Origin of the sequence: Rhodococcus sp. 1163 (assembly GCF_002091985.1) — a bacterium.
GTDB lineage: Bacteria > Actinomycetota > Actinomycetes > Mycobacteriales > Mycobacteriaceae > Rhodococcoides.
Genome location: NZ_MKKX01000038.1, coordinates 216,699 through 229,424, shown reverse-complemented (window position 1 = coordinate 229,424; position 12,726 = coordinate 216,699). Strand labels below are relative to the sequence as shown.

General features: G+C 61.9%; 10 protein-coding genes and 1 pseudogene. 3 read left to right on the top strand and 8 right to left on the bottom strand.

Annotation, left to right across the window (positions count from 1 at the left end; all coding sequences use genetic code 11):
* Window positions 1-97: 97 nt before the first annotated feature.
* The gene (locus BJD99_RS18770) at window positions 98-571 is read left to right on the top strand and encodes a hypothetical protein (RefSeq protein ID WP_084348681.1); all 474 of its coding nucleotides are present in this window, start codon (window positions 98-100) and stop codon (window positions 569-571) included.
* A 2-nt stretch (window positions 572-573) separates the two neighbouring features.
* On the opposite strand, the gene zwf is transcribed toward BJD99_RS18770, so the two are convergent.
* The 3 genes and pseudogenes from zwf to BJD99_RS21550 form a co-directional block, all read right to left on the bottom strand.
* On the bottom strand, window positions 574-2,028 hold the full coding sequence (gene zwf, locus BJD99_RS18765; protein ID WP_084348959.1) for a glucose-6-phosphate dehydrogenase: 1,455 nt from the start codon (window positions 2,026-2,028) through the stop codon (window positions 574-576).
* 53 nt (window positions 2,029-2,081) lie between these two features.
* Complete coding sequence (locus BJD99_RS18760; protein ID WP_084348680.1) at window positions 2,082-3,302, bottom strand: winged helix-turn-helix domain-containing protein; 1,221 nt, start codon at window positions 3,300-3,302, stop codon at window positions 2,082-2,084.
* A gap of 36 nt (window positions 3,303-3,338) precedes the next feature.
* Window positions 3,339-4,255 (bottom strand): annotated as a pseudogene (locus BJD99_RS21550) (alpha/beta hydrolase).
* 128 nt (window positions 4,256-4,383) lie between these two features.
* Here BJD99_RS21550 and BJD99_RS18750 point away from each other — a divergent pair.
* Window positions 4,384-6,225, top strand: coding sequence for an HNH endonuclease signature motif containing protein (locus BJD99_RS18750; RefSeq protein ID WP_247596128.1), 1,842 nt, complete (start codon window positions 4,384-4,386; stop codon window positions 6,223-6,225).
* Between the two features lie 12 nt (window positions 6,226-6,237).
* Here the strand turns inward: BJD99_RS18750 and BJD99_RS18745 are convergent, their stop codons facing one another.
* From BJD99_RS18745 to dapB, 3 genes are read right to left on the bottom strand one after another with little or no spacing between them, the layout of a single operon-like run.
* On the bottom strand, window positions 6,238-6,690 hold the full coding sequence (locus BJD99_RS18745; protein WP_084348679.1) for a flavodoxin family protein: 453 nt from the start codon (window positions 6,688-6,690) through the stop codon (window positions 6,238-6,240).
* Window positions 6,687-7,154 carry a tetratricopeptide repeat protein gene (locus tag BJD99_RS18740; RefSeq protein WP_084348678.1) on the bottom strand — a complete coding sequence of 156 codons (468 nt, stop codon included), beginning with the start codon at window positions 7,152-7,154 and terminating at the stop codon, window positions 6,687-6,689. Before BJD99_RS18740 ends, BJD99_RS18745 begins: the two co-directional genes overlap by 4 nt.
* Window positions 7,155-7,164: 10 nt before the next feature.
* Window positions 7,165-7,923 carry a 4-hydroxy-tetrahydrodipicolinate reductase gene (gene dapB / locus BJD99_RS18735; RefSeq protein WP_084348957.1) on the bottom strand — a complete coding sequence of 253 codons (759 nt, stop codon included), beginning with the start codon at window positions 7,921-7,923 and terminating at the stop codon, window positions 7,165-7,167.
* A 156-nt stretch (window positions 7,924-8,079) separates the two neighbouring features.
* Here dapB and BJD99_RS18730 point away from each other — a divergent pair, with 156 nt between their 5' ends.
* On the top strand, window positions 8,080-8,871 hold the full coding sequence (locus BJD99_RS18730) for an ABC transporter ATP-binding protein (protein ID WP_084348677.1): 792 nt from the start codon (window positions 8,080-8,082) through the stop codon (window positions 8,869-8,871).
* Here the strand turns inward: BJD99_RS18730 and BJD99_RS18725 are convergent.
* Both BJD99_RS18725 and BJD99_RS18720 read right to left on the bottom strand, forming a co-directional pair.
* Window positions 8,852-9,964, bottom strand: coding sequence for a zinc-binding dehydrogenase (locus tag BJD99_RS18725; RefSeq protein WP_084348676.1), 1,113 nt, complete (start codon window positions 9,962-9,964; stop codon window positions 8,852-8,854). The two genes, BJD99_RS18730 and BJD99_RS18725, sit on opposite strands and share 20 nt — an antisense overlap.
* A 25-nt stretch (window positions 9,965-9,989) precedes the next feature.
* Window positions 9,990-12,668: a glucosidase gene (locus tag BJD99_RS18720; RefSeq protein WP_084348675.1), complete on the bottom strand. Its 2,679-nt coding sequence runs from the start codon at window positions 12,666-12,668 to the stop codon at window positions 9,990-9,992.
* Window positions 12,669-12,726: the final 58 nt, after the last annotated feature.

The following is a 12,726-nucleotide window of genomic DNA, read 5'->3' as shown; positions in this document are numbered from 1 at the left end:
CAGTTCCTCCACTCGAGCTGGCCCGTCCGTCGGTGCAGCCTATCCATGTACACCGTGACACCTTGCGTGACGTCACTAATGGCGTCACACTGACGTCATGGAACTGAACAAGCACACCGCCTCGCTGCGCGCCGATCTACTCGCTGCCGCTGCGCTGGGTGACGAACACACGAGACAGACTGCGGAAGCACTCGGCTCAGCCGCCGAAGCGTCGGCCAAACTCATGCTGATGAGCGCGCTGTCGGAATTCGCCGGCGAACTGAACGAGCAACTCGGCGACCGCTCGGTCCACGTCCGCCTCGACGGCGGCGACGTCTTCGGCGAGATCCGAATGTCTCCTACGGCCGCTGAGTCAGCATCATCGGATAGTGGCACCTCGTCCGAGAACTATCCGACGATGGACGAGGTCACCGGCGAAATGCGTCGAGTGACCCTTCGCATGGTCGAACACATGAAGGAGCGCGCCGAGGAAGCAGCCTCCACCAATGGGGTGTCGCTCAATTCATGGCTCTCACAAGCAGTCCAAGGGGCACTGCGCGATCAGATACGCAAGGACCGCAGCGGCTTCTGACGTCACTTCTTCTCGCGCCACGCACGTTCGAACGGCAACCGCCACGCGTGCGGGGCGACGAGTTGATGAATGGCATTGGGCCCCCACGAGCCAGGTGAATACAGCCGTACTGGCGGCGGATCGGCAAGGAGAGGCGCCGACACCTCCCACAGTCGCTCGATACCCTCTGCCGTCGTGAAGAGTGTGTGGTCTCCGTGCATGGCGTCGAGAATCAAGCGCTCGTACGCTTCGAGGACGTCGCCGACCCGTTCGGTGTCCTGGATGGAAAACTGCATGGACAATTTATCGAGCCGCATCCCTGGGCCCGGCCGTTTGCCGTAGAACGACAGCGACACCTTCGACGCGTCTGCTAGGTCGAACGTCAGGTGGTCCGGCCCCTGCGCGCCGACGCCCGATCCTGCCGGGAACATCGATTTGGGTGGCTCACGGAAAGCAATCGAAATGATCCGTTGTCCTTCGGCCAACCGCTTACCGGTCCGTAGGTAGAACGGAACCCCTGCCCACCGCCAGTTGTCGATTTCGCATTGGAGTGCGACGAACGTGTCGGTGTCGGAATCGTCAGCCACCCCGGACTCCGACCGATAGCCGGAATATTGTCCGCGCACAACCTTTTTCGGGTCCAGAGGGATCATCGAGCGGAAGACCTTGTTCTTCTCCTCGCCGATCGCACCGGGTTCGAGGGCGGTCGGTGGCTCCATCGCCATGAACGCGAGAACTTGAAACAGGTGGGTGACCACCATGTCCTTGAAAGCTCCGGTGGATTCGTAGAAGTTCGCGCGACCGTCCAGTCCCAACTTCTCGGGAATGTCGATCTGAATGTGGTCGATGAAGTTTCGGTTCCAGATCGGCTCGAACAGGCCGTTGGCGAATCGGAAAGCAAGGATGTTCTGTGCAGGCTCTTTTCCGAGGAAGTGATCTATCCGGAAGATCTGATCTTCCTCGAACGTCTCGTGCAGTGTGGCGTTGAGGGCTATCGCACTGTCGAGGTCGGTACCGAACGGCTTCTCCATGATGATGCGCGATCGTTCGACCAGGTCGGCGGCACCGAGCATCTCGACTACGGCAAGAGCTGCTTTCGGCGGCACACTGAGGTAGTGCAGGCGTCTGGTTCCCGGACCCAACTCCATCTCGGCGTGCGCAACAGCGTCGGCGAGCGCGGCAGGCCCGGCTTTCTGCGATACATAGGTCAGCTTGCGTGCGAACTCGCTCCAATGCTCGTCGGAGACCGTGCGGGTGGAGAATTCGACGACCGATTCCAGGGCCATCTGACGAAACTCGTCACTTGTCATCTCTTCCAGCGAAGTTCCAACGACACGTATTCGCGGAGCGAGGTCCGACAATGCCAGGTGCATCATCCCCGATAGAAGTTTGCGGCGTGCCAGGTCACCTGTTGCTCCGAAGAGCACCACGACCTGTGGGGGCAGTTCACTGTCGGAGACGGACACTCGTGAAGTCACACTTGCGATGTTCGCACCATCGAGTACATCCCGCTGCCCGAACAGACGATTGGTCACACGGCGCGTGCGAGGGCGGGCGCGAGGTCGCCGCGTTCACCGACCACGATGGTGTCGAGCCCCAGCCAGTCCGCCATTTCCCGCAGGGCCTGCGCCAGCGCAACGGCGATGGGACCGACGGCGCGTTCACCTTCGACGAACGCGCCGAGCACCTGCAGTTCCGAACGCGCCCGGTCACCCTTGAGATCGAGCCGCGCGACCAACTCCTCCCCCATCAGAAACGGGAAGACGTAGTAACCGTGCACCCGCTTGTGTTGTGGGGTGTAGATCTCGATGCGATAGCGAAAACCGAAGATGCGCTCGACGCGCGGACGGTAGAAGATCATCGGGTCGAATGGACACAGCAGCGCACTCCCCCGGACGGACCGGGGTACACGAGCATCGACATGCAGATACGCGGGCACGTCCCAACCGCGTACTTCGACGGGTTCGAGGACCCCGTCCTCCACCAGTTCGGCGACAGCGGCTTTCGATTGTTTCTGCGAAAGTCTGTAGTAGTCACGAAGATCGGGTTCGCTTGCGATACCGAGCGCCACCGCAGACTTGTTGACCAATTCCCTCACTGCATCGGCCTCGTTCACCGTGCGAGAGAGGATACCGGGCGGAATCACCCGCTCCGTCAGGTCGTAATGCCGAACGAAACCGGATCGAGTGGCAACCGAAACCATGCCCGCCGCGAACAATTGCTCGCACATGACCTTGACGTCACTGCGGTCCCACCACGGGCCCTTGCGTCCAGGACGTTCGACCTCGAGCGCACGCTCGATGTCACCGGCACTCGACGGCCCGAAATCTCCGATGACAGCAAGAACATCGTCGGCGAGCGACGGGTTCCGCTCCAGAACTTTGGCAGCTCCTCCCCAACGCCCTTGCTCGTACAACTTTGTGCGCCAACCCATCAGCGGCCAATCCTCGACCGGTATCAGCGCGGCTTCGTGCCCCCAATACTCGACAAGCTTCCGAGGGCGTCGCGCAGTATCGGTCCACGCAGCCTGATCGATCACAGTTCGGTCGTATTTGCCGATTCGACTGAACACCGGCGCATAGTGGGCGCGCACGAGCACCGACACCGAGTCGATCTGGAGCAACTGCGTTTGTGCAATCACCTTGTGCACTGCGCGGGTGGACGCCAGCCCCTCTTTCACAACACGCGCAGACGCCAACCCCTGCGCGGCCAGGGCGGTGCGGCGTGCCATCGATGCACTCATCTCACGCATGACGTCACTGTGCCACGAGGGTCCGACGACTCTTCGCTACGGAGCCCAACCGTGGGAGCGGGCGATGTCCTCCATCGTGGACGCCAGCTGAGACAATCCAGGTTCCTCGATCGGAAAGTGACCGCACCCGTCCAGCATTATTAGCGATGTAGGCGCGGCGATCCTGTCAAGAAATCGAATGCTCAATTCCACCGGGGTCCACGTGTCTTCTGCAGGATGCGTCAAGGTCACCTTCGGGCCTTGATATTGCTCGGGGGCCACGTGTTCGAATGACATGAAACTGCTGAGAAATCCGAGCGGTAGGGACACTCCACCGCCGAGTGGATCGGTCGCGCATGCCTGCGACAGCTCTCGATTTGCACTCATGTTATCGATATCCATCAACCACCGCACCGGCACACGGACGCTGCCGAGCACCGCCGCCGCTGCCTTCAGCAGTCGCGGGGCTATTGGGCCGAGAACACCGAAACGTGCAGCGGCTGAGCGAGCATCGGCATCCGATGGATCCAGAAGACAAGTAGCAATGACGTCGGCAACCTGACCGGTTCGAGCAGCAACTTCATACGCCAATATTCCGCCCATGCTTGCACCGAACAGAACTAAGGGACGCGGATCGCCACGCCGCTCCGCTCCGCTACTACAAGATCGCACAGCATCTCGACCCAGTCCTCGTATCTCACCGCCCCTCCGTTCGCCACAACGGTCCTGCCGTACAGCGGCATATCGGGAAACAACACATCGGCTCCACGCGTCGCAGCGAATGCCGCGAATGGCCACAGTGCGCCTGAATGCCCACCTGCACCATGAATCGCCAGAACTTTGACAGCCGCATCGCTGTTGCGCGCCCGGGCAATATGAACTGAGGTGTCACGCCACTGCCAGGTCGTCGAGACCGGTTGGAGGAAAGTTTGGTACCCAGCAGGAAGGAACCGCGCATATGCGTCTGACGTCATGGGAGCGAGACTAGACAGAGATCACCGTCGCTGCCGAGCCGAGACGTGAAGAAGATTCCGCCTTGGCAAGTGGGCGTGTGGCTGTGGACCGTCAAAACGTGTCGGTAGGGGGGCTTACACTCGCAAGTATGTTCGAATCGGGGGATTTCGGAGCTGGCATCATCGACGGCAACAGCTGTGTGGCAGGGCTGCTCGCTGTTGCCGGCCGAGATCGCCATCAAGAGAATTTGTGCCGAGTTCGTGTGGTGGAATCGGTCTGCAACGTCGTAGAGATCCGCCTCGCCGATGCCGATGACCGCGGCGGCGATCCCTCCGACGCGTTGCGCGATGCGGTGTGCGAGGCAGCAGGAGCACTACGCATGTCGTGGCGCCAGATCCGGGCGTTCACCGACACCGGCTTCGAATTGGACCGATTGCCTTTGACCGCCATTCGATTCAGTTGCGGAATGCTCGACTGGTCCCACGTCACGGTAATGACCTCGGTTCTCGGTTATGCCAGTGATGAGACGATCAAGGCCATCGAGTCCGATGCCGTTGCTGCAGCCGCACGCCTCAACGCACCGTCACTCCGCAAAAAGCTGTGGCGACTGTGGATGACGCACAACCCCGACGAGGCCGCGGTAGCTCGGGCACTGTCCGCTCGCACCGGCAGAGAGGTGTCGGTCCGGCAGGAAGGAGATGGAACAGCGATTTTGCACGCGCAGTTGACCGACCTCGAAGGTGCCGAAGCCGACGCGCTGATCGAGGAGATCGCCGGGACCGTGTGCAAGTCCGATCCGAGGTCGCTACGACAACTGCGTGTCGACGGACTGTTGGCCCTTCTACACAGCGAAGAAGCTCTCGAATGCCACTGTGACCGCGGTGAACAGTGCCCGGTGTTCGGCATCACCGACGCACCGCCTCCGCGACGTGGACATCTCGTCCAGATCCTTGTCGATGTGCAAACCCTGTTGGGTCTGACCTCGAGCCCGGCTGTCCTGGCGGATGGGACACCCCTCGACGCAGACCTAGCCCGGCTGGTCGCCAAGGATGCTCAGTGGCAAGCGCTGTTGACCGAACTCATAACCGTCATGACGTCCTCGGGTGTCACTATTCCATCCAGCGTCACAGCACCACCCAGCACCACTGCAGCAGCCAGCGTCACTCCCCCAGGTGGTGGGGATATTCGACACCCTGCTGCTCTGTTATCGAATTCGACTGTCGGTCAACCCCTCTCGGAGCATCTGATCGGACGCGGTCGGGTGCGCCGAGGTGGCATTGTCCCCCGCACATTTCCCCGAACGTTCGGCCCTGCACGATCGGAAATCAGCGAATCGGTCCGAGCAAAGTTCTCCGCCGAACTACTCGCCACCATCGAGAACGACCCGACACAGGCCGCGGGAATGTTTCCCGACGGACACGGTGGTCTTACGTGCCCACCGCCGGGCGCGCTGACGTACAAGCCCTCGACCGAGACCGCAGCACGTGTACGGATGAGCCACCGGACGTGCACCTTCGAACACTGCGATGTCTCCTCCACGAAGTGCGAACTCGACCACATCGTCCCGTTCGACCACAACAACCCCGAGCGCGGGGGGTGGACTATCGAGACGAACCTGCACCCCGTCTGCACCCGCCACCACCAGGCCAAGACATCGCGCAGCTGGACCGTCGCCCTCCTGCAGGGCTGCGCGATCCTGTGGACGAGCCGCTCCGGATACCGGCGGATCTCGCTCCCGGATCCGGGAGGGCTGGGCTTACCCAGAGCCCGCCGACGCGGAAAACGAGGTTCGGAACCCGAGCCCGATCCGGTCACGGTGACCTGGTGGGAAAAGAACCAATCGCCCGGCACGCAACCACCTACGACCAAGGACCTCCGAGACGCCGCGACCGATGTTGCACGGGCGCGAATCCAAAATCTGCGACGCCGATTCCGCGAACACAGCGCAGTCGTTCGACTACGCGAACGCGCCGAACCCCCACCGTTCTGAAGACACAGCGGTTCAGCTCATGAGAGTTGCTGCCAACGTGCCGCCGAGTTCGTAGCAAGAATCCTTGGCGGCCTTGTCCGCGGTCGTCAGTTCCAGTGCAGCGGACACATTTTCCAGCGCCCACCCGGTGGCGATCTTCGCTATCGCCGATACTGCGCCGACGGTGTCGTTGTTGCCGTGAACCCACATGCCGTACGGGCGGGACGCGACTGCGTCAAGACACGGATAGTAGGTGGTGTCGAAGAAATGCTTGAGAGCACCGCTCATATAGCCGAAATTCGCCGGTGTTCCGAACAGATATCCGTCGGCGCCCAGGACATCGGAGATCGTCGCACCCAGCGCGGGAACGCTCCGAACGGTCACGCCGTCGATGTCGGGATCATTCGCACCCGCCAGCACCGCTTCGAGAAGCTCACGCGTCGCCGGCGACGGTGTGTGGTGGACGACGAGCAGAGTGGCGGTCATCGGTCCGCGGATTCCTGCCGTTCGAGTTCTACTGCCCGCTTCATCGTCTCGCGGGCTCTGCCTCGGTCACCTGCATAGTCGTAGGCTCGCGCCAATCGGTAGGAGTTGCGCCAATTGTCCGGATCTTTCTCCCACTCACCCTTGATCTGTTGGAAGAGTTCGTCGGCCGCGTCGCGGGCGATCCGACCCGACGGCATCGTCGGCAGATCGGAGACGTCCAGTTCGAGGTTCTCCTCGCGCATCCGGCTGGCCAGATGCTGATGATCGAACCCTGCTTTGAGGGTGGCGCCGACAATCCACACCCCGAGGATGGGCAACAGAATGACGCCTATTCCGAGACCGATGTTGACCGGGCCGCCGGTCTGAATCAGCGACAGTCCCCGACTTCCGAGAAGGTAGAAATAGAAGCCCAGAACCAGCACCATGACGCCGATGATGAGTACAACTTTGGTGGCCTTGTTCATCGCAACCTCGCTACAGATCCAAGAAGGGGTCGAGTCCGACCGTCAACCCGGGTCGTCCGGAAATTTCACGCACACCGAGTAGAACCCCGGGCGCGAAGGACGAGCGATCCATCGAGTCGTGCCGGATGGTGAGCGTCTCCCCCTGCGTTCCCAGCAGAACTTCCTGGTGGGCAATCAGTCCGGCGAGCCGAACGGAGTGGATGCGAACGCCGTCGACTTCAGCGCCTCGGGCACCGTCCAACTCCGTGGTCGTGGCATCCGGACTCGGGCCTACGCCGGCCTTCTTCCTGGCGTCGGCGATGACCTGGGCCGTGCGGTACGCGGTACCGGACGGCGCGTCGGCCTTGTTCGGGTGATGTAGTTCGATTACCTCGACCGACTCGAAGAATCGTGCGGCTTGCTCGGCGAAGCGCATCGTCAGTACGGCGCCGATAGCGAAGTTCGGCGCGATCAGGACACCGGTCCGGGGCGAGTTCGCCAGCCATGACCGGACGGTGTCGAGGCGTCCCTCGTCGAAGCCCGTAGTTCCGACGACGGCATGAATACCGTTCTTCACGAGGAACTTCAGGTTGTCCATCACCACGTCCGGATGCGTGAAGTCGACGACGACCTCGGTGGCTGCGTCGACGAAGGTCGAAATCGGGTCGCCGTGATCGACCGTGGCAACCAATTCGAGCCCGTCTGCAGCCGTGACGGCGTCACAGATGGCTTGCCCCACCTTGCCGCGGGCCCCGAGGACGCCGACTCGAATAGGCGCTTGTGCACTCACGACTGTTTCCACTCTCTTTCGCTGACACTGCTTTCGCTGACACTGACGGCTTCGGCAAGCCTACTGACTTGCGAGGTACCCGTACTACGCCGGTTGGAAATCGGAAGTCGTCGGGCAGGCCGCAAACCGGACTCGGTGTCAAGATACTGTCGACCGGTGAATACGGAAAGTGTCGTGCGCGCCCACAACGTCGACCTGGTCAGAGGCGGACGACATCTACTGCGCGGCGCATCGGTGCAGGTCGAGCAGGGGCAGCACTGGGTGCTGCTGGGTGCCAACGGAGCAGGTAAGAGCACGTTGCTGAGCCTGCTCGGCGCGTTCGTGCACCCAACCAATGGCACCGTGCATGTCCTCGGTCACCAACTGGGCCGTGTCGACATGCGCGAGCTGCGCACCCACATCGGTCACGTCGATCCTCGACTGCGTATCGAAGCTCCTTTGACGCTGTTCGAGACCGTGCTCACCGGGCTCACCAACACTCCTGATCTGATTCCGCGATGGTCGGCCACTTCCGAGCAGAAAGACCGGGCCCGATCGCTCATCGCCTCCCTCGGTATCGAGGATCGCAGCGACTCGCCTTGGCGCACCCTTTCGCAGGGTGAACGTGGCCGCGCGCTGATCGCGCGGGCACTCCTGTCCGACCCTGCGCTTCTGCTTCTGGACGAACCCGCCACCGGACTCGACCTCGCTGCTCGCGAGCAACTTCTCTCCGCACTCGACAATCTCCGCACAGAGCACGAATCATTGTCGAGCATCCTCGTGACGCATCATCTGGAGGAAATTCCTACATCCACGACGCATGCCGTACTCATCCGCGACGGCATGATCATGGTCGACGGCCTCGTCGAAGACGTACTCACGACCGAGAACATCAGCGCATGCTTCGACCATCCAATCGAAATCGGACGCCGCAACGACCGCTGGGTCGCTACTGCTCGTCGAACGTGATGACCTGACGGATCGCTCTGCCGTCGGCGAGTTCGTCCATGCCGTAGTTGATGTCCTCGAGCCGGATTCGCGAGGAGATCAGCTTCTCGACAGGTAGCCGGCCCTCGCGCCAGAGCTGCGCATACTTCGGAATGTCACGCTCTGGCACTGCAGAACCGAGATAGCTGCCGATGATCGTGCGCGCTTCGGCGACGAGTCCGAGAGGCGATATCGAGGACCTGGCGTCGGGAGCGGGAAGGCCGACGGTGACGGTCCTGCCGCCGGGTGCCGTCGCGGCGACGGCCGCTTCGAAGGCGCGCGCGTTTCCTGCAGCCTCGATCACGATGTCTGCTTTGATACCCAGCTCATGAAGCTCGGCAGGCGAATACGTCCGAGTCGCACCGAGTTCGCGAGCGGTTGCCAGCTTCTCAGCCACTGCATCGACGCCGATGACCTCACCGGCGCCCACGGATACAGCCGTCAGTACAGCGGCCATTCCGACGCCACCGAGACCGACCACCATGATGGACTGGCCAGGTTTGGGCGCACCGGCGTTGAGAACTGCGCCACCGCCGGTCAAGACTGCACATCCGAGCACCGCCGCGATGTCGGCCGGAATATCGTCGTCGACGGCTACAACCGATTTCCGGCTCACTACCGCGTGTGTTGCGAATCCGGAGACCCCGAGGTGATGTTTGATTTCCTGGCCCGCGCGCGCCAATTTGCCACCGCCACCGAGTAGTTCACCGGCATTGTTCGCCGCACTGCCTGGCACGCAAGGCATCTGTCCGTCGGTCCGGCAGCCGGCACATTCTCCGCATCGAGGTAAGAAGGTCATCACCACGCGGGTGCCGAGTGCGATGTCCTCGACCCCGGACCCGAACGCCTCGACGCGACCGGCTGCCTCGTGTCCGAGCAACATCGGAACTGGTCGTACGCGATTGCCGTCGACCACGGACAGATCGGAATGACACAGGCCGGCCGCCTCGATTCGGACGAGCAATTCGCCCTCGCCGGGCGGATCGAGATCGAGTTCCGAGATCGTGATCGGCCGAGATTGGGCGAACGGCCGAGACCGTCCGATTTCCTCGAGCACTGCGCCGCGAATCTTCATTTCCCCACTCTAGGACGCGCTGCCACTACAACGGCAGACGCGGCCTCAGCAGATGCGCCACCAGTCCCGTCCATCCGGTTTGGTGGGATGCTCCCAGGCCTTCCCCGGTGTCACCGTCGAAATACTCGTTGAAGGTGGGGTGCACGCTCCACAACGGGTCCTCGCTCGCCTCGATTCGCGCGCCATCCGCGGGACGCTTGCCGTTCACGGGCCGAAACAGCGACGCCAACCCGCTGTCGATCAAATCTGCTGCCTGCGTCAAGGTGCGGTGATTGCCGGACCCGGTGGGAATCTCGATGGTGAACGATTCGCCGTAGTGACGTCCGTATGCGCGCAACTTATCGGCCAACAACACGTTGACCGGGAACCAGATCGGGCCACGCCAGTTCGAGTTGCCACCGAACATGCCGGTGCGTGATTCGCCGGGTTCGTACTCGATGGACAGACTGCGGCCGTCGACATCGAACGTGACACCGTCCCGGTACGACGCCGACAGCGACCTGATTCCGTACTGCGACAGGAACTCTTCCGAATCGAACATCCTGGCCAGCACACGCTTGAGTCGTTCCGGTTCGACGAGGGTCAGCAGCACTCGAATTTCGTCGCCGTCCTTCCGCGCAAGCAGCGGACTGACCATGTCAGGTCGACGATGCTGCACCCACCGCAGCCGTGCGGTCAGATCAGGGCATTCCTTCTCGACCCACGACGGAATCTCGGTAGCACCGAGAATCGGGAGCAGGCCGACCATCGAACGTACCCGCATCGGTACCGCGTCGCCCTCTGGCGGAACGAGAACGTCGTAGAAGAACCCGTCCTCTTCGTGCCATAGTGAAATATGTTGCGATCCAAATGATTTGACAGCTTTCGCGATCGACAGAAAGTGCGAGAAGAACTTCGTCGCGACGTCGTCCCAGGCATTGTCGTGACGCGCGAGCTCGAGCGAAATCTTGAACATCTGTTGGCAGTAGAACGCCATCCAACTCGTGGCGTCGGATTGTTCGAGCCGAAATCCAGGAGGCAAGGGCGCAGAGCGGTTGAACAAGCCGATATTGTCCATTCCGAGGAAGCCACCCTCGAAGATGTTCGAACCCGCCGAGTCCTTTCGATTCACCCACCACGAGAAATTCAACAGCAGCTTGGTGAATACACGCACCAGAAATTCTCGGTCGCGGTAGCCGTCGATGCGGTAGACGTGCCACGCCGCCCACGCATGGACAGGTGGATTGACGTCACCGAACTCCCACTCGTAAGCGGGAAGCTGACCGTTGGGATGCATCGCCCACTCCCGGCACATCAACACCAGCTGCTCTTTCGCGAAATCCGGATCGACGTGTGCGAGCGGAATGGTATGAAATGCCAAGTCCCAAGCGGCAAACCACGGATACTCCCATTCGTCGGGCATCGAGATCACGTCCGCGAGAGCTAGATGACGCCAGTGGGTGTTGCGCGCCGTCGCATCGAGCCGTGACGACGGTGCGGGCTCCCCCACCGGGTCGCCTTCGAGCCATTGCTCGACGTCGTAACGGTAGAGCTGTTTCGTCCACAACAGCCCCGCGTACGCACGCCGAGCAATATGGCGATCGTTGGAGTCCAGATCGGATCCGACCACGACGCCATAGAAGTCGTCGGCTTCCGAACGTCGGTCGGCGACAATGGCGTCGAATCCACGTCCGAAGGTCTGCGCGTCCGGCTCGGTGTGGGACAGTCGCAGCTTGACCTCGACGGTAGCGCCGGGTGCGATGTCGTCGAATCGAAACCAGAACGCCGACTTCGTACCCGTCCGTTCAGGATTTACCGCGCCGGTGTCTCCCTCGACGACGCGTCGGCCGATTCCGTCCTTGCAATACGCGCTGACATTCTCCTGACCCCAGAGCTGCGCCGAGTTCGTTTCGTTGTCGCAGAAGAGGACCTCGGGTTCTCCTTCGGCGCTCAGATAGTACTTTCCGAGAAAGCCATGTTCGGCCGCTACTGCGCGCACCCGCCCGGACTGCAATTCGAGAGCAGTCACTTCCGAAAGCGAGCCCCCACGGTCGTCGCGACCCCACGCCCAGGTGTTGCGCAACCAGAGATGCGGCAGCAGATCCACCGACGCGGCCTCTGGGCCATGATTGGTGATCGAGATGACGATGGCGATGTCGTCCGGGGCGGCCTTGGCGTAGGTGACCTGCACGTCGAAGAATCGGTTCTCGTCGAGAATTCCGGTATCGGAGAGTTCGTACTCCCGCTCGTCTCGTCCTCGTTGCGCGTTCTCCTCACGAAGCTGCCGATACGGGTACTCGGCGTGCGGATAGCGGTAGAGCCATTGCATCCAGCTGTGGCTGGGTGTGCCGTCGACGACCCACCAGTACTCCTTGACGTCCTCGCCGTGGTTGCCTTCACCGTTGGTGAGACCGAAGAGTCGTTCCTTGAGGACGGGGTCCTTGCGATTCCACAGCGCGAAAGCGAAGTTGAGAAACCCGAAACGATCGCAGATGCCACCCAATCCGTCTTCTCCCCACCGATAGGCCCGTGCATGCGCCTGGTCGAAGGGAAAGGACTGCCAGGCGTCCCCATCGGTCGAGTAGTCCTCACGGACCGTGCCCCACTGGCGGCCGGCAAGATAAGGACCCCACTGACGCCATGGCCCGGACACACCGGGCGACTCGGCGAGCCGCGAATGCTCTGCGGTCCTCGGCTTGGGCGGTGGTTCGGTGGCATCGGTCACGGCACCAGTCTGCTACCTCGAAGTCACGCTCGCGCACCGATGAGTTTCACCGAGCCCA

Coding starts and splice junctions, on each gene's coding strand:
- BJD99_RS18770 (WP_084348681.1), top strand. CDS start 98: ATGGAACTGAACAAGCACACCGCCTCGCTGCGCGCCGATCTACTCGCT.
- BJD99_RS18760 (WP_084348680.1), bottom strand. CDS start 3,302: ATGCGTGAGATGAGTGCATCGATGGCACGCCGCACCGCCCTGGCCGCG.
- BJD99_RS18750 (WP_247596128.1), top strand. CDS start 4,384: ATGTTCGAATCGGGGGATTTCGGAGCTGGCATCATCGACGGCAACAGC.
- BJD99_RS18745 (WP_084348679.1), bottom strand. CDS start 6,690: ATGACCGCCACTCTGCTCGTCGTCCACCACACACCGTCGCCGGCGACG.
- BJD99_RS18740 (WP_084348678.1), bottom strand. CDS start 7,154: ATGAACAAGGCCACCAAAGTTGTACTCATCATCGGCGTCATGGTGCTG.
- BJD99_RS18725 (WP_084348676.1), bottom strand. CDS start 9,964: ATGAAGATTCGCGGCGCAGTGCTCGAGGAAATCGGACGGTCTCGGCCG.